The sequence below is a fragment of the Allorhodopirellula solitaria genome (genome assembly GCF_007859855.1).
Taxonomy (GTDB): Bacteria; Planctomycetota; Planctomycetia; order Pirellulales; family Pirellulaceae; genus Rhodopirellula; species Rhodopirellula solitaria.
In genome coordinates this window covers 739,895-757,597 of sequence record NZ_SJPK01000001.1, presented here as the reverse complement: position 1 = coordinate 757,597, position 17,703 = coordinate 739,895, and the positions used below count along the sequence as shown (strand labels likewise).

12 protein-coding genes and 1 other RNA gene are annotated in these 17,703 nt (G+C 57.8%); 3 read left to right on the top strand and 10 right to left on the bottom strand.

Annotation, left to right across the window (positions count from 1 at the left end):
* Window positions 1-405: 405 nt before the first annotated feature.
* Both CA85_RS02900 and CA85_RS02895 read left to right on the top strand, forming a co-directional pair.
* Complete coding sequence (locus CA85_RS02900) at window positions 406-2,715, top strand: ribonuclease R family protein (RefSeq protein ID WP_146389757.1); 2,310 nt, start codon at window positions 406-408, stop codon at window positions 2,713-2,715.
* Window positions 2,716-2,944: 229 nt separating this feature from the next.
* Window positions 2,945-4,105, top strand: a complete 1,161-nt coding sequence (locus CA85_RS02895) for a PP2C family protein-serine/threonine phosphatase (protein WP_246112436.1) — start codon at window positions 2,945-2,947, stop codon at window positions 4,103-4,105.
* 221 nt (window positions 4,106-4,326) lie between these two features.
* Here CA85_RS02895 and rpoN read toward each other — a convergent pair whose 3' ends face one another.
* From rpoN to ffs, 5 genes are all read right to left on the bottom strand, one after another.
* Window positions 4,327-5,820 (bottom strand): RNA polymerase factor sigma-54, encoded by a 1,494-nt coding sequence (gene rpoN / locus CA85_RS02890; protein WP_146389755.1) that lies wholly within the window; start codon window positions 5,818-5,820, stop codon window positions 4,327-4,329.
* 129 nt (window positions 5,821-5,949) lie between these two features.
* On the bottom strand, window positions 5,950-6,549 hold the full coding sequence (recR, locus tag CA85_RS02885) for a recombination mediator RecR (RefSeq protein WP_146389754.1): 600 nt from the start codon (window positions 6,547-6,549) through the stop codon (window positions 5,950-5,952).
* The gene (locus CA85_RS02880; protein ID WP_146389753.1) at window positions 6,546-6,932 is read right to left on the bottom strand and encodes a YbaB/EbfC family nucleoid-associated protein; all 387 of its coding nucleotides are present in this window, start codon (window positions 6,930-6,932) and stop codon (window positions 6,546-6,548) included. The genes recR and CA85_RS02880 overlap by 4 nt, the downstream gene beginning before the upstream one ends.
* 132 nt (window positions 6,933-7,064) lie before the next feature.
* On the bottom strand, window positions 7,065-8,909 hold the full coding sequence (gene dnaX, locus CA85_RS02875) for a DNA polymerase III subunit gamma/tau (RefSeq protein ID WP_146389752.1): 1,845 nt from the start codon (window positions 8,907-8,909) through the stop codon (window positions 7,065-7,067).
* Window positions 8,910-8,980: 71 nt separating this feature from the next.
* Window positions 8,981-9,075: signal recognition particle sRNA small type (gene ffs, locus CA85_RS02870), an RNA gene on the bottom strand.
* A 253-nt stretch (window positions 9,076-9,328) separates the two neighbouring features.
* Between ffs and CA85_RS02865 the strand changes: the two genes are divergently transcribed.
* Complete coding sequence (locus tag CA85_RS02865) at window positions 9,329-9,943, top strand: DUF2141 domain-containing protein (protein ID WP_146389928.1); 615 nt, start codon at window positions 9,329-9,331, stop codon at window positions 9,941-9,943.
* A gap of 61 nt (window positions 9,944-10,004) precedes the next feature.
* On the opposite strand, the gene CA85_RS02860 is transcribed toward CA85_RS02865, so the two are convergent.
* From CA85_RS02860 to CA85_RS02840, 5 genes are all read right to left on the bottom strand, one after another.
* Entirely contained in the window at window positions 10,005-11,204 is a 1,200-nt protein-coding gene (locus CA85_RS02860) for a hypothetical protein (protein WP_246112435.1), read from the bottom strand.
* Between the two features lie 350 nt (window positions 11,205-11,554).
* Window positions 11,555-14,899, bottom strand: coding sequence for an efflux RND transporter permease subunit (locus CA85_RS02855; RefSeq protein WP_246112434.1), 3,345 nt, complete (start codon window positions 14,897-14,899; stop codon window positions 11,555-11,557).
* Between the two features lie 98 nt (window positions 14,900-14,997).
* Entirely contained in the window at window positions 14,998-16,179 is a 1,182-nt protein-coding gene (locus CA85_RS02850) for an efflux RND transporter periplasmic adaptor subunit (protein WP_186774703.1), read from the bottom strand.
* 553 nt (window positions 16,180-16,732) lie between these two features.
* A complete protein-coding gene (locus CA85_RS02845; RefSeq protein WP_261344700.1) occupies window positions 16,733-16,999 on the bottom strand; it encodes a GxxExxY protein in 267 nt (88 codons plus the stop codon).
* 225 nt (window positions 17,000-17,224) lie between these two features.
* A complete protein-coding gene (locus tag CA85_RS02840) occupies window positions 17,225-17,491 on the bottom strand; it encodes a GxxExxY protein (protein ID WP_261344699.1) in 267 nt (88 codons plus the stop codon).
* Window positions 17,492-17,703 lie beyond the last annotated feature (212 nt).

Genomic DNA, 17,703 nt, shown 5'->3' with positions numbered 1-17,703 from the left:
GTGCAGCTTAGCAACACACGATGAGTAAGTGTCGGTTTTAGTAGTGGACGAGTCGACGAGTCCTGCGGCTTTGGACTCGTCGACTCGTCCACTACGACAGAAATTGATCGTGCGTTGCTTAATCTATGTCCGCTGAACATTGCCCGGTATCCCGGCCGATTACACGGCGCCTGAACTGCCGGCGGCTTCACGGGCGTTCAAATTATTCTTTGTTGTCGCGGCAATGGGGAGCCGAGTGCCGTGACGCGCTGGGTATCGCTAAGTTTCGACGACGCCCCGACGGAGCAGTCCTTTGATAGCCCCAGGCAACGCCTGGGTTTTCTCGGTACACCGACGGAGGCGGTTTGGGCCGCGTCGGGACGTGGCCGGTTTGTGGGAACAACACCAGGCAGCTAGAATGGTGCTATGGAAGTATCTCAACATTTGACCGATCGCTTGCTGCGGTTGGTCCACGCGGCGGAATACCGCCCCAGCAAACCGAAACAGATCGCGACCCAGTTAAAACTTGACGGGGACGAGTATCGTGAGTTGCGTCGGGTTATCAAGCAGCTCGCCAAAGAAGGCCGATTGGTCTATGGCGGGAATCATTTAGTTGTTGCTGCTGCAGCAGCGGGCGGGCCGAGCGACAGCGTCCGTGGCAAGTTCCGCCGCGCCATGGGAGGCGGGTTCGGTTTCGTCCGGCCCTCCAGTGGCGGCAGCGGTGCCGACGACGATTTGCCCGAAGACATCTTTGTTCCCCCCGGCGCAACCGGTGGCGCGATGCAGGGTGACTTGGTCGAAGTCGAACTCAGCCCGAGCCGCCGAGGTGGTGTCGAAGGTGTCGTGATCGAAGTCGTCCAGCGTGAGCGGCGGCAATTCACAGGCACGTTTCGCACCGAGGCGTTGCCGCCCGAACCGGATGAACGGAGCCCTCACGCTCATCAGATCGATGGGCCTGTTGTGTATCTCGATGGTGTTCATTTCACGGCCCCGGTCAGTGTCGGAGACGTCCGCGGACTGCCGCTCGTCGACGATGACAAGGTGTTTGTGGAGATCGTCGATTTCCCGGACGATGATGGTGGTGGCGGGGAAGCTGTTATTTTGGAGCGGCTGGGAAGCAATAAGAATCCCGCTATCGACACGCTGACTGTGATGCGGCAGTACGCCTTGCCCGATGAATTTCCGCAGCGTGTGCTCGATGAAGCTCGCCAGCGAGCCGATGAGTTTGACGATGAAACGCTGCCGGAAGATCGCACCGACCTCACGCATTTGTTGACGATCACGATCGATCCGTTCGACGCCCGTGACTTCGACGATGCCATCTCACTGCAACGAGAGAAAGGCCGTTGGCGATTGTGGGTGCATATCGCCGACGTCAGCCACTTCGTCCCCGTCGGCGGCGCGATCGATGAGGAGGCGCGCGCCCGCGCGACGAGTGTTTATTTGCCCGATCGTGTTATCCCCATGATCCCGGAGATCATCAGCAACCATCTCGCCTCGCTGCAGCCCGAAAGGCATCGGCTCGTCAAAACCGTCGAGATCGAGATTCTCGATGACCTAACGATCACCCATAGCGAAGTCCACAACGCCGTCATCCGAAGTGACAAGCGTTTTAACTACGAGCAAATTGATCAGTTCCTCGCCGTGCCCGCCGAATTTCGCGAGCCCTGGGGTGACGAGATCTGTGACCTGCTCGACGAAATGCATACGCTCGCGATGAAGATGCGGAAAAAGCGATTTCGCGAGGGTGCTCTGTCCATGGACCTGCCCGACATCAAACTCGATCTCGATCGCAGTGGCAAAGTCAAAGGAGCGTTCTTGGTCGAGAATACCGAGAGCCATCAAATCATCGAAGAGTTCATGCTGGCCGGTAACCAAGCCGTCGCCACCTGGCTCGATGATCTCGAGCTGAATTTTCTGCACCGAATCCATGAGCCTCCCGAGCGACGCAAGCTCCGCAGTCTATCGGCATTCGTTGGCGATCTTGGGCTGGGCATCGATCACGTGGAAAGCCGGTTCGAGATTCAATCGGTACTCGACAAGGTCGTTGGCACTCCGTTGGAGAACGCCGTGAACTTTGCCGTGCTCAAGAGCATGAACAAGGCCGTCTATGGGCCGCATCGGGAAGGCCATTATGCACTCGACATGGAGCACTATTGCCACTTCACCAGTCCGATTCGGCGGTACCCTGACCTGACGGTCCATCGCTTGGTGCAGAAACTGCTCGAGAAGAAGTCGACGCCGGATGAATCCTTCTCGGAACTCGTTAAGCTCGGCCATGAATGCAGTGACGCCGAACGCAACGCCGCTGCTGCAGAACGAGAGTTGATCCAACTCAAACTGTTGCACTTTCTCAAGAAACGGATTGGTGAAACGCTCGAGGCCGTCGTCAGCCGAGTGTTCGCCGATGGACTGCACGCCCGCTGCATCAAACTGCCTGTCGACGGGTTCATCCCCGTCACGACACTCCCCAGTGATCAATATCGATTTGAGCGACGGGGGCAAATGCTGATCGGGTTCAAAGGTGGTAACCGTTTTCGCTTGGGGGATCTTTTGACCGTGCGGATCGACAAGGTCGACCTGCAGGATCGCCAGTTGTACCTGACCGTGGTCAAGAACCACGCCGCGAAAGACAGCGAACGATCGGGGCCCAAAGGGGGCGGCAAGGCGAAATCAAAGTATAAGTCGAAACGTCAATCCGATCGGCGTGGGAATAAGAAAAGGAAGCGACGCTAGCGGTTTGTCAGTGGTGAACTGGCGACCAGTGGCCTGCGCGAAAAACTGTCAGTCACCCTGCGAGATATGAACCCTTGTGCTGTCAGAGGGTCGGACTTAAAATAGGGGGCTCAGTGGATCTGGGTTGCGGCACGTCTAGCGTGCTTCCAAGCATCCCACCCTGCCTTCGTCCATTTGATCAAAATAGGGAGATTTGATCGACGCGATCAACTTGCGCCGAGCCTGGCTTTTGAACAACTCCCCGCCCATGGTCATCCTGCTGGTTGAAGACAGCCCGACGGCTCGATTCCACGTGCAAGTGTGCTTGAAAAAAGGGTTGCAGGCGGACTATTCGCTGCTGGTGGCGGAGAATCTCGCGACGGCGATCGAGACTCTGCGGACCACGCCTGTCGACCTGGTCCTGTTGGATTTGAATCTTCCTGACAGTCACGGTTTGGACACCTTTCGCCGACTTTCGCATCTCGGTGGCGGGGCGGCGATCGTGATTATCAGTGGTGACACCGATGAGCGGACTGCGGTTAGTGCCGTTCGGCTAGGTGCTCAAGACTACATCGTGAAGGGAGCCGGATTCACCGCTGAGGTCTTGGCGCGCACGGTTCACTTTGCGGTCGAGCGGAATGCGAGACACCTGCTTCAGAAGGAGTTGGCGAGCGCCCGATTGGACCTCGAGATCGCCGACACGATCCAACAGCGACTCTATCCCCACAGCGAATCGCGGTTTCCCAATGTGAGTCTGGCGGGCCGGTGTTTATCGGCGACTCAGAATTGCGGCGATTACTACGATTACATCACCCGTCCCGACGGGTCGCTCTTAGTCGTGATTGGCGACGTCAGTGGGCACGGGATCGGCCCGGCCATGATGATGATCGAGACGCGTGCCTTTCTACGCGCTTTGGCAACTTCGACGATGCACCTCGGTGAGATCGTGACGCACGTCAATCGGTTGATCGCCGACGATATGCAGCAACAGTTATTCGTGACCTTGTTTGTGGCTAGTTTCGACGCTAGTGGCGATCAACTCAGCTACAGCAGTGCTGGGCACCCCGGGTACCTGGTTAAACCGGACGGTCGAGTGATCACGCTGCAGACAGATAATACTCCGTTAGGGATTACTCCCAATGAGACGTTCCCGACCGCTTCAGTATCTGACTATGAACCCGGCGATCTACTCGCCCTGTTCACCGACGGAATTTCGGAAGCGACGAGTGATCACCAAGACTTTCTCGGTGACCAACGGGTGATCGAAGAGGTAGTGCGGGGCCGCGAACTGGCGGCGCCGGTGATCTTGGATTCGCTTTTCACTCTCGCTGAACGTTTCGAGGGGACCGCGACGCAGCAGCAGGACGACAGGACTGCGGTGATCGTGAAGACGGCGGCTCAGCAAGCCTGAAGCTGGTAATGATTCACGGGCAATCGAGCAATGTCTGTCAGTTGCCCGCAAGTATTCCAAAAGTGATTCTAGAAAATAGCCGTAGCCCGACGCAGCCTAGCAACACACGATGAATAAGTGTCGGTTTTAGTAGTGGACGAGGCGACGAGTCCTGCGGCTTTGGACTCGTCGCCTCGTCCACTACGACAGAAATGGATCGTGCGTTGCTTAGGATGATTCTGCTACGAGCTGAGCGTCCAATCGCGACGCTGCCGACTGCTGGGGATCCCCATTTTTTTGCGATACTTCGTTACTGTCCGCCGGGCCACGGTCATGCCGGCCTGCTGCAGTTCTTCGACCAGGGCCTCGTCGCTGAACGGCTTGCTCTTGTCTTCCTTGTCGATTAGCTCTTGCAGTTTCAAGCGGATCGTATCCCACGCGACGTCATCTCCGTCTTCGGTCTGGGTGCCACCGACAAAGAATCGTCGCAGGGGCAGAATGCCGCGTGGCGTTTGAATCCACTTGTCGTCGACGGCGCGGCTCACGGTGGTCACGTGGACACCGACCTTGTCCGCGATCTGTTGCATTTTCAGCGGTTCAATCGCTTCGGGACCCTCGTCGAGGAACCTCTTTTGGTGTTCCACGATCGCTTCGGCGACCTTGGTCAGAGTGCTGCGACGCTGTTCGATCGAGTCGATCAGCCACTGGGCACCGTTAATCTTCTGTTTGATGAACTCACGTTCTTCCGTCGTGCAGTCTGATGCTTGCAATCGCTTCCGGTAGTACTTGCTGATGAACAGGTTGGGCACTCGGTCGTCATCGAGGCGAACGCGGTACTCGCCCGATTCGTCTTGCTCGAGAATAATGTCTGGGGTGACGTTGGGAACGTAGGTCTCTAGGAAAGCGGCACCTGGTTTTGGATTGAGCAGGTGCAGGTCCATCCGCAGTTCTTGAATGTCTTCGATCGATAAGCCTGTCTTCTTAGCAATCTGCGGCAGGCGATTCTCCGCCAAATCGTTGAGGTGTAGACGAATCAGTTTCTGCAGTTCATCGAAGTGCGGATTCTTCGGATCGAGCTGCAAGATCAAGCATTCGGCGAGATCTCGGGCGGCGATTCCGGTCGGCTCGAGAGACTGCACGACCGCGAGGGCTTCTTCCGCCTTGGCGAGATCCTCTTTGGTATGGCCTGGCGGCAGCATGTCGGCGAGCGGCGTGCGCAGGTAACCGCCGTCGGACGCATTGAGCGTGCTGACGATCCGCTCGGCAATCTGCTCGACTTCGTCGTCGATGTCCAGTTCGGCGAGTTGGTGCAACAGGAAATCGTTGAGGGATTCTGGACGAGATTGGGCGTTGGCCATCATATCGTGACGGCGATCGGCTTCCTCCGACATGCGATTGGCGCTGCGCCGGAACGAGTCGTCAAAGTTGCTCGAGGAGTCGGCGTCCATGTTGAGCAGGCGTTCGAAATCGTCTTTGTTGTTGTGATCGTTGTCGACCACCAACTCTTTCTCGTCTTCGCTCCGTGTGTCCTTGCTCGGCGCTTCGTCGTCCCCATCGTCCGGCGACAATGGATCGCCCGCGACCTGTTCGAGCAACGGGTTCTCGTTCATCTCCTGCTCGATACGCTCCTGCAACGCGAGCGTCGGCATTTGTAGGATTTCCATCGACTGGATCATCCGCGGCGCAAGCTTCTGCACCTGGCTCTGTCGGGCGTGCAGCCCCACTGACATCCGCATGGGAAATCCATTCTTTCTAAGAAGTGTTACTTGAAAACAGGTCCAACCCGTATTCTAGTGCGAATACGGTGCCAAATGAAAGAACGATTTTCTTTTTTTCATACCGACGAGTGCTAGCCGAGGTGCTGCCTAGAGTTTTTGGCGACCGGTGAGAGCGTCGGCAATGATTTCTCGGTTGGCGTACTCAAGCACGCTACCGGCCGTAATTCCACGGGCTAAACGGGTGATTTCTACGGGGAATTCGCTCAATTGGTTCGACAAATAGAGGGAGGTTCCATCGCCCTCAACGGTCGGATTGGTAGCCATGATGATCTCAGAAAATTTTCCGGTACGGACCCGCTCGACCAGCGCATCAATCGTCAATTGGTCGGGGGTCACCCCATCGAGCGGCGCGATCCGGCCGAGCAGAACGTGGTACAAACCCTTGTACGCGCCCGACGCCTCGAGGCTGAGTAGATCACGTGGCTGTTCAACCACGCACAGCCGCGCGGCATCCCGATTGGGATCCGCACAGATCTGGCACAATTCCTTTTCGGACAAATTGAAGCAGGCGGCGCAGTACCGCACATCCGTCCGCACACGGCGGATCGCGTCGGACAGCGCGAGCGCCTCGTCTTCGCGGACTCGCAGCAAATGAAACGCCAATCTCTCAGCGCTCTTGCGGCCAATCCCAGGCAGCTGGCTGAGCCGATCGACGAGCTGAGAGACCGCCCCGGCATGACTGCTCATCCATTGCCGCCTGTGATGCTGGCGAGAATTCCATCCATTCCGGGGATGTTCACGTCAAGGTCGCTGGCGAGTTGACTGACCGAGTCCGCATAGAGCTGTTTGGCATCGGCGCCCGCTGCATTGGTGGCTTCCTGGATCGCTTGGCAGAGCCTTTCCGGTGGCAGTGCATCGCTGGCGGCCTCGCCAAAGACCTCGGGGCTGACGTCGACGGCTTGTACTTCCCCGATTCCGTTCATCGTCACCGTCACGTGGCCACAGGACGAGCTTGCCGTCACCCGCTCGGACTTCATGCGCTCATTGAGCTGTCGCATGTGATCGGGCAAGTCTTGCAATTTGCCGATCATCGAGGCGATGTTGCCGAGGTTTCCGAGGCCTTTGAACATGAACGTCGTCCTTTATGGAATGGTGTTTGGAGCCTGTCCGAAAAGGGGTTGGACCCCTTTGGGAGGCGAACTAACTGACATGGTTTTGCACGGCTTACCTGAGCAGGAGCAGGGCCCTGTTCGGGTAGGCGTTTAAGATCGTGGGGTATCGATACGAACGATTTCGGCACCGAGCAAATCGATACAGGCGCGGACCATCGGGTTGGATTCGATTTCTCGCATTCGCTGCATTCGGTTTTGCGTTTTTGGTTTTGCAACCGCCTGGGGAATCGGTGGTGCTTTGGTGCCCGTTGCGATGTTCAGGTTAATCTGTCGGCCGGTAACGCGGGCGATCGTACGAACAATCTCGTCTCTATTTTGCGGTGAGCCGCATCGGCTCATCGCCAGCCCGGCTGCTTCGGGAAACGTCAGCTCGACGGTTCCTTCTTGGGCAACGGCAACTTTCTCGGTGGCTTTGACCAGGGTTGCGGTCATCGGATCCATCTCGTCGAGAATCTGTTGCCAGGCCGATTGCAGGTCTGCTTCGGAAATCGGTGCTGCCGAGCCGTTCGCTGCCGGCGATGGGCTCTCCGTCGCCTGGGCCGAGCTAGGCGGAGCAGTCGAGGGTGAGACTGCCGTCGCTGTCGCCTGAGTCGACTCCGCAGACGCGCTTATTGGCGGCGCTGTCGTTGTTGGCGGCGTCGCTGGAGCCGCAGAAGCTGTGGGCGGCGCTGCCGTCGGTGTGGCCGGCTCGACGGCTGTCGCTGCGGGACGTGTCGCTGGGGGACGGGCTTTAACTACCGCGTTTTTTTTTTCGCCTCGGTCCGATGCCAGCCCTTGGGCTGCGGCGGTCAAGTCGACGATCGCTTGCAGATCCGGCAGATGGCAGATCTGAATCAGGGTCGACTCCAACAGCACGCGAGCATGCACGCTGTGACGGATCCGAACCAGCGTTTCGTCGACGAGGCCGACGATCGCGAGCACAGTTTGCAACCCCCACTGCTGGCCCAATTCGACGAGTGAATCGTGCATCGATCCCGCTGCATATCGCATCATGGAGGCATCGCAGCCCACACTCGCGGTCATCAGATCGCGAAAGTAGCCGAGCATCTGTTCGGTTAACCGTCCCGCGTCGACTCCCGCCGCGATGGCTTCGTCGACTTGTGCGAGCGCCGCAGCGGCGTCGCGAGCTTGCATCGACTGGGCGAGTCGGTGCAAGCGTTGGTCATCGGCGGTGCCCAACATCGCGTGCACTTGATCGGCCGTCAGATGCCCATCACTGAAACTCAGCACCTGTTCGAGCAGCGATTGGCTGTCCCGCATCGAGCCAGCCGCCCGGCGGGCGATCAGTTCCAGGGCCTCGTCCTCCGCGGTGCTGTTCTCAGCCTCCACGATCTCACGCAGGCGGCCGACAATCTTGCTGGATTCCACTGGTGCGAAATCGAACCGCTGGCAGCGGCTGAGCACGGTGATCGGAATTTTTTCTGGATCGGTGGTGCAGAAAATAAACTTCACGTGCTCGGGGGGCTCTTCGAGCGTTTTGAGCAAGGCGTTGAATGCCGCCCCGGTCAACATATGAACTTCGTCGATGATGTAGATTTTGTAGCGTGATCGACTTGGCCGCACGCCGACATTGGCCCGCAGCGAGCGGATCTCATCAATCCCACGGTTGCTCGCCCCGTCAATCTCGATCACATCGACGTCCTCGCCCGAATCGATCGCCTGGGCAACGTCGCTCTCGCTATCGGGATGCGAGGTGGGGCCGCCGGGATGATTGAGCGCTTTGGCAAAAATCCGGGCGGTGCTGGTTTTGCCTACACCGCGAGCCCCAGTGAACAGATAGGCATGGCCGACCCGCGAGGTCTCGATCGCACCTTGGAGCGCCTTGGCTACGTGATCCTGGCCGACGAGCTGGTCGAAATCCCGCGGTCGGTAGCGACGGGCGACGACGACATAGGAGTCGTCCCCGGATTCCTGTTCGCTCGCAGAATTGCCCATGTTTTCGGTGTGTTCTTTGCCTGAGGATCTATCCGAAAAGGGGTCATGTCAGGACCAGAAGTCGATCGCGCGGTGGAGGCGACCCTCACACAAAGCGGCACTGCTTATGGCTGCTCCAGTTAAGGCCTGACCAGGTTCACAGCTTGCAGTCGCAAGGGTCGCCACCATCACGCGGAAGACTTCTTCCCAACGGCGGGTGCTCAGTTTAGAACACCGAGGCCATTCGCGAAAGATGCTTCTGGCAACTAACTTTCAATTCCCTTGCTGTGCCCCGATCGGGTACAAAACGGGAAAGACGTGATTCGATTCCTTCATTTGGTGATATTCCTGTGGACCCTCCAGCGCAACCGGTTCCTCCGTCAACCGATCCCGCGAAAAACCAGAAACCGCACAGTCAACGCGGTGATACGTCGTGGAAAATGTATACGGACCAGTGGAATGAGAATCACGGTACGCTGTTGATGGGATTCGCAGCCGGTATCGTGTTGATCGGCGCCGCCATCCTGGCGTTTCAACAGAGTCGGGTGCGGAAACCTGCGTTTCCGCCATCACGAATGATCGCCAATTCGCCCGACGCGTCGGGGACCGCTTACTTGAGCGATGATGCCACCGGCGAGCTCATCGAATGGTCGACCGAGACCGCCACCGAGGGGCCGACTTTCCAATTAAAAATCCTCAGGGTTTCCCAAGCGGAGGGGGCCGATGGTGGTGGGCTGATCCGAATCGCAATCTACAGCACAAGCGAGCACTTCAATCAGCCGGAATTTGCCCAATGGAAACACTCTCTCGCCATCGAACCCGACGGCGATGCGACGTGCGAGGTCCCGCTCGAGGGACTGCCGGAGTCTTTCTCGATCGCAGTGTTCCAAGATATCAATGAAAACCGGGGACTCGATCGCAACGTCTTGGGAATCCCCACCGAGCCCTACGGGTTCAGCAATGCCGCACGCAGCCCGCTCGGGCCGCCTGAATACAGCCAAACACTGGTAGACCGCCCCGAACCGGCCGGCGAGATCGAACTGAAAATTTGGTAGCTCATCGCAGCGGCGCGCAGGCCGCCATCGGTTCGCGGCGGGCACAGAGGTACCGTGGTAACTATTGCTTGCTAGGCTGGACGGTGTCGGCAGCCGGTTTAGGGACTGCAAAGAACGTGTTGGCGCGGCGAACGCTCGCCGGGTCCGCCTTCTCAAGCTCCTCAAGCGCCTCGGCTGCCTCCGGTTTCGGGCAGGCGCGGAGGTAATTGACCACGGGCACTCGTACCCAGTTGTTCTCGGGGTCTGCGTTGAGAAAGAGATCTTTCAGTTTCTCAACTTGACTCCAATCTTCCCAGCGTGCGAGGTCGGGAATGACAAGGTCCGCTAAGTCATCGCGGTCGAGAATGTGGTGCAAGGACTCAACGAGAGCACTGCGTGCGATGACACCACCCTCGGTTCCATGGAAACGAATCGCCATGATCGCCGCGTAGGTGTCTGCATAGGAAGCCTGTTTGTTCAAGAGAAATTGCTCGTTGATCAGTTCCAGTCCTGATTCACCAGCCAACGTGAGATAACAGGCGATGAGGGCATCCATACCCGTGCGGGCGGTCTTTTGAGTGCTCTTGAGCATCTCTTCGAGCATGGGCAGATCTTCGGTCGTCCCGCACACACCGAGCATCGTCAAATACAGACGCTTGCGGTCGGGCGAGAGACTTTCGTCTTGAATCCAGGTGATCAATTGGTCGTGGTCCATGTCCTCGCGGATGGCTTGAACATCCGCATACGGGGAGACGGCAAACTCATCATAAGCGTCGCGTGCGAGCATCGAATCGTCGTCCTGCAAATACAGCATGTAGAAACGCAGCCGTTCGGGACCCTCTTTTTTGGCCATATCTGGGATGCGAATGACGTACTGCTCCGCCCGGGGGGTGAGCGGCAGGCACGACCACTGCATGTCGTTGGGGTCGGCGCCGGATAGGAGAAAACGACGGCCTTTGGCCACGTCGCCAAAGTACACCGCGGTGACCGTTTGACCTGCTTCGACATGCGAGGAGCCCTTGAGCACCGTTTCAATCTTCATTTCGACTTCGCCTGTATCGGCATTTCGCGTCGCATCACTCTGCATCGCCGAGGCGATCACGACGGCGTCCATGATCTCCATCTCCTGCCTGAGGGTCTGGGAGATGGCACTGCAAAAAGGACAGGCCAACGCGATGCCAGACCCGGTCAGGCCGAGCAGTACCGCGACAACCGGCAGCGTGAGGAGGGAGAACAGCCAGGGATGGAAGGCACGCGTTGGCTTCGTTCGTTTCGATTGCATTTGAAATCGGTCGGTTGTCAGTGGATGTTTGGGGGAGGTGGGAGCCGTCAGGCTGCATCGACTCCTCCGAACATGGCTAGCTCGTCAGAGTGAGATGTCATCCCAGAGACACGATCTTATCAGGGGACAATGTTTCGCCTCCAGGGTACCTCATTTCAAGGGTACGTTGGAAATCGCGAGACGCAATGCACGCTGAGGATAGGTTTTGACGAATCTCGCCACCTCCAGTACGTCAGATTGGGAAATGTGTTCCCGTATCTTTGTCAGTACCAAAAGGGCCGCCCCCGTTGAGGCTACCGCGACCTTGGAAACATAAGTTGCGTAGTGGACGAGGCTGAACGACTTGGTATTCAGCTGTCCTCCGTCGCCGTCGGCGGCGCTAAAACGTAATAGAAGACTGGCGTCAGGAAGATGCCGAATAGGGTCACGCCGAGCATGCCTGCGAACACGGCCACACCCAACGTGGTGCGCATCTCGGCCCCCGCTCCTGTCGCCAACACCAACGGCACCACACCAAGAATGAAGGCGAGTGAGGTCATGATGATCGGTCTCAGCCTCAAGCGGCATGCCTGGATCGTAGCCTCCAGTTTGCTTTCTCCCCCAGCCTGCTGCTCTTTGGCAAACTCCACGATCAAGATCGCATTCTTGCTGGCCAAGCCCACCAGCACGACAAATCCGATTTGAACGAAAATATTGATGTCCATCCCGGCCATGGCGACACCGATGACCGCGCACAGCAAGCACATCGGCACGACAAGCACCACGGCCAGCGGCAGTCTCAAACTCTCGTACTGGGCCGCCAGAACCAGGTAGACAAGAACAACGGCGAGGGCAAACACGATCAACGCCGTATCGCCGGCGCGGATTTGCAGGAACGTCAACTCGGTCCACTGGGTATCGAAACCGAACGGCAGCGTCTCGTCGACGACTTTCTCTACAGTCTCGATCATGTCGCCAGAACTGACCCCTGGCATCGCCATCCCATTGATCGACGCAGCGGTGAACCCGTTGTAGCGGGTCACCATGGCAGGTCCCGTGATCTCGCGAACGCTCAGCAATGCGCCCAGCGGCACCATTTGTCCGAGATTGCCTCGTACATAGAATTGTGAGATCTGTTCGGGGGCCAAGCGAAACCTTGGATCGGCTTGCACTTTGACCTGCCACGTTCGGCCAAATGCGTTGAGATCGTTGACATAGTAACCGCCCAAGTAGGTTTGCAGGGCGGCAAAGACCTCGTTGAGCGGCACGTTCATTTGCTTGCACTTCTCGCGATCGACATCGAGATACATCTGCGGTGTGTTGGCACGGAATCCGGATTGCATTCCTAGAATGGCCGGTTGAGCGGATCCGGCCTGTGCCAGTTTCGTGGTGGTCTCTTCCAGCTGAGTCAGCCCCAATTGGTCGATATCGCGGACCATGATTTTGAACCCGCCACCACTGCCCAACCCGTCGACCGGCGGTGGGCCAAAGACCGACACGCGAGCATCGAGAACGCCGCTGGCGACGGCCTTGCGAAGTCGCATCGCGATATTCTCGGAGTATAGGGAAGCATCTTCTCGCTCATGAAAGGAATCGAGGATAACGAACAGAGACGCGAAATTCGATGCAACCGCATTCTGCACAAAGGACTGGCCGACTATCTCCAGCGTGTGATCGACGCCCGCAAGTCCACCTGCTTTCGAGTCGCCCGCAGCGCTGGCGTCGTTGTCGTGGGACGCCGAGTCCCCGCCACCTGATGATGGCGATGCGGCCGCGATCGATGCAGCCAATGCTCGACTGTCGCCACTGCGCTCGCCCAGCAAAATCTCACTCAATTGCTTGACAACTCGCTCGGTCCGCTCCAAGGATGCCGAATCGGGTAACTGCACATCGACGAGCAAGTACCCTTTGTCCTGCTCAGGCACGAATCCCGTCGGCACCGTTGTCATGCCGCGATAGGTCGCCCACAACAACCCCACGTAGACGACGAGAACGAGGAAAGAAAGTCGCATTAGCCAGCGAGCGGAATTGGCATAGAGGTTTGATGCGGATTGGAAGAAGGAGTTGAACAAGCGAAAGAACCAGCCAAAGAAAAATTGAATCAATCGGGACAACGGATCGCGTTGTTCGGACTTGGGACGCAACAACAACGCGCTCAGTGCGGGGCTGAGTGTCAGCGAATTGACGGCGCTGAAGAAGGTAGAAACCGCGATCGTCGCGGCAAACTGCTTGAAGAACTGGCCCGTGATCCCAGAGATAAACAGGCAGGGAATGAACACGCACATCAACACCAGCGAGATAGCGATGATTGGCGTGGTGACTTCTCGCATCGCTTGCCGCGACGCTTCGACCGGCGACATCCCATGTTCTAGTTTGTGCTCGATCGCTTCGACGACGACGATGGCGTCGTCGACGACAATCCCGATGGCCAAGACCAGCCCGAAGAGTGACAGATTGTTCAAACTGAACCCGATCGCCGCCATCACCGAAAAGGTGCCGATGATCGCCACGGGTACGGCGACCAGCGGAATGATGGCCGCCCGCCAGGATTGCAGGAAGACGAGCACGACGATGGCGACTAGAATGATCGCATCGCGTAGTGCCTTGAATACCTCGTGGATCGACTCACCGATAAACGGCGTCGTGTCATAGCTGATCGAGGACTCCACGCCGGGCGGGAATTTGGGGCGAAGCTCTTTCACCTTGGCTCGAATCGCATCCGCAGTGGCCAACGCATTGGACCCCGGCAGCTGATAGACCATCAGGCCTGCGGAGGCGACTCCGTCCAACCGGCACAGCGTGTCTTCGAATCCAGCGCCGAAAGCGATCCCGCCAAACTCGATTCCTTCGGGCGACATCCGCCGCTCGGTGACAATATCTCCAAGTTGCACGATTTGCCCGTCGGCACCCGTCTTGACCGTGACCTCGGCGAACTCTTGCGGAGTCGATAACCGTCCGAGCGTTTTAAGTGTGTACTGAAAATCCTCACCGCTCGGTACGGGCGGTTGCCCCAACGCACCCGCCGCCACTTGGATGTTCTGTTCCCGGAGCGCGTTGATCACGTCAGTCGCGGTCAACTGCAAAGACGCCATGCGATCGGGATCCAACCAAACACGCATCGCGTAATCACGCTGGCCAATAATGCGAATGTCACCGACACCGTTGATCTTGGCCAACTCATCCTTGACGCGAATCGTTGCGAAATTGCTGAGGTAGAGCTGGTCTCGCGATTGATCGGGTGAGAAAAAATTGACGGCCAACAATGCGCTCGGAGAACTCTTGACGACCGATACGCCCGTGTTCTTGACCTCGGCGGGCAAAATCGGCAACGCCAAGTTCACACGGTTTTGAACGAGCACCTGAGCCATGTCCAGATCCGTACCCACGTCGAACGTGACGGTGAGGGCATACGTCCCGTCGTTGGTCGACTGGCTGGACATGTAGAGCATGTTCTCCACACCCGTGATTTGCTGTTCGATCGGTGCCGCGACTGTTTCAGCTACCACCTCGCTGCTGGCACCTTGATACTTGGCCGATACCCGTACCGCCGGCGGCGTGATCTCGGGGTACTGCGCAATCGGCAGCGACCACACAAAGATACCGCCCGCCATCACGACCAAAACCGAAATGACGCACGCAAAGATCGGGCGGCTGATGAAGAACTGAGACATGAGCAAACAGCTTGATGGAATCTCGAATACGGGCAGACGAAGCATGAGCGGCTTCGGAGACTGCCAGTTCAGAAAGGGTCGAGGCGAACGAATTGCGGCCGACGCGGTGCCTCAATCACACGCGTCGCCCAATCACAACACGGTCAATCGGTTTTCAGTACCGGATCCACTTTCATCCCGGGCCGGACGAATTGCAGACCGCCGACGACGACCGACTCGTTGTCGCTGACACCTGATCGCACCACACGCTTTTCGCCCTGTCGTTTGCCCAGCGACACGGTGCGTTGCTCGATCTCGTCTTGGTCATTGATCACATAAACGAACTGAGTAGCTTGATCCGTTCCGATCGCAATATTGGGGACCACGACGGCGCGGTGCGGTTGAGCAATGGGGATTCGCAGCCGAACGAACATCCCAGGCGTCAGAAGGTAGTTATCGTTGTCGAAGCTCGCTCGGACCCGCGACGTCCCCGTGGCCTCGTCCACGACGATCTCGCCATATTCAAGAATCCCCTTGTGCGGGAACCCTGATTCGTCGGAGAGTTGCAGTTCGCATGGAATCTCCAATTCCGTCAACTTATCGGCGCGTTGAAAGGGCTGGCCAGATACCTCATGCAACTGTCGCATGAACCGGAGGCGAACGTTCTCATCGACATTGGCAACCGCCTTGATGGGCTGGTCATTGACCACGGTGGTCAACACCGTACCCCCGCTCGTCCCGCCGATGACGTAGTTGCCCTCATCCAAGAGGGCGCGGTCCACACGGCCGCTGATCGGTGAAGTGACCTCCGTGTACTTGACGTCCAATTCCACCCGTGCCGCGTTGGCCTTTTCCACGATCACCCGCGCTTGTGCCTCCTCTACTGCCGCTTGACTCTGATCAAAATCTTCACGGGAGATCGCGCTTTCCTGCATGAGCTTCTGCGAGCGAGCGAATGTTTTCTCGGCGACATTGAGTTTCGATTGTGCGACCTCGATCTGCGCCTCGCTCTGGAGCAGTACCGCGTCATATTCCTCGGGATCGATTGTGAACAATACGTCGCCTTCTTTGACGAGTTGCCCGTCGACGAAGTGGATCTTTTGCAGGAACCCTGACACGCGAGATTGAATTTCAACGCGTTCGTTTGCGGACGTGCGGCCTATGACTTCGATCCGGTCGACGATTTCCTCTTCTTTGGCGCGAACGAACAACACCTTCTGAGCAGGTCCTTGTTTTCCGCCGCTCGCAACCGACCCGCCAGGCGTCTCGGATTTGCATCCGGTTTCGAAAACCAGCAAGGGAATTGCAAACGCGAGCACCACCGAGGAAAGAGATTGGGCAGTCATGGCAGGATGGTTTGAATGGGTGGAATTGCGCGTTCGACTCGGCGCCATCCCCATGGAAGACAACGGTCCGAGCGGCGTCGGAGGACGGAGCTTCGAGCCGCTAGAATACACCACGACACCGCGATCGCCTACGACAGCCCGAGAAGGCTCAATCAACCGAGGTGGTCCTTCATGGAAGGTAGTGACACGCTGCCGATTGTCCTGCCCACGATCCAGTCGGTGCCGGTAAAAGCGACTGTGGTGCGTCGAGGGCAGGGAGTTCCGCAAGTCCTCGACACTGCTGTTCATGCTGATCGGAACAGACTGTTGCCCTACCAACCTGTCCCAGCTCCCTTGCGTCTCTGCGCCTCCCCGTCTCTGCGTCAACTTCCAGCTCACCCGCCTCGTCGTTTCAATTCGGCATCGTTCGAGACCAGTGAGGGCACTCTGCTGAACGGGTGAGAATTCGACGCAGAGTCGCGGGAGGCGGGGAGCCGCAGAGGAAGAACGCAGGGTTGGGACCTGGCACGTCACGATTGCGAGTCCTCCTGTCTCACTCGTTCTTGTCGAAGTGCTACAAATCATTCACGACACGATGAAAACCATCTTTCACCAGTCGTTCGCCAAAGTTGACGACAATCCCCAGTTTCAAATTCATCAGTCGTAGATAGGTCAGGCACTGAACAGCGAAGATGTCATTGTACCTCGACGTCGCTTTGCACTCCACGGCGACCAAATCGTTCACTACCAGATCAAGGCGGAGCGGAGTCGAAAGCACATTGCCTTTGTACCTGACCGGAACGGACTGTTGCCGCCTGACCAGGAAGCCAACTTGTCCCAGTTCCTCCGCGTCTCTGCGCCTCCCCGTCTTTGCATCAACTTCCAGCTCACCCGCCTCGTCGTTTCAATTCGGCATCGTTCGAGACCAGTGAGGGCACTCTGCTGAACGGGTGAGAATCTGACGCAGAGTCGCGAGAGGCGGGGAGCCGCAGAGGAAGAACGCAGGGTTGGAGCCTGGCACGTCACGATTGCGAGTCCTCCTGTCTCACTCGTTCTTGTCGAAGTGCTACAAATCATTCACGACACGATGAAAACCCTCCTTTACCAGTCGTTCGCCAAAGTTGACGACAATCCCCAGTTTCAAATTCATCAGTCGTAGATAGGTCAGGCACTGAACAGCGAAGATGTCATTGTACCTCGACGTCGCTTTGCACTCCACGGCGACCAAATCGTTCACTACCAGATCAAGGCGGAGCGGAGTCGAAAGCACATTGCCTTTGTACCTGACCGGAACGGACTGTTGCCGCCTGACCAGGAAGCCAACCTGTCCCAGTTCCTCTGCGTCTCTGCGCCTCCCCGTCTTTGCGTCAACTTCCAGCTCACCCGCCTCGTCGTTTCAATTCGGCGTCGTTCGATACCAGTGAGGGCACTCTGCTGAACGGGTGAGAATTTGACGCAGAGTCGCGAGAGGCGGGGAGTCGCAGAGGAAGAACGCAGGGTTGGTACCTGGCGCTTCACTATTGCGAGTCCTCCTGTCTAGCGACA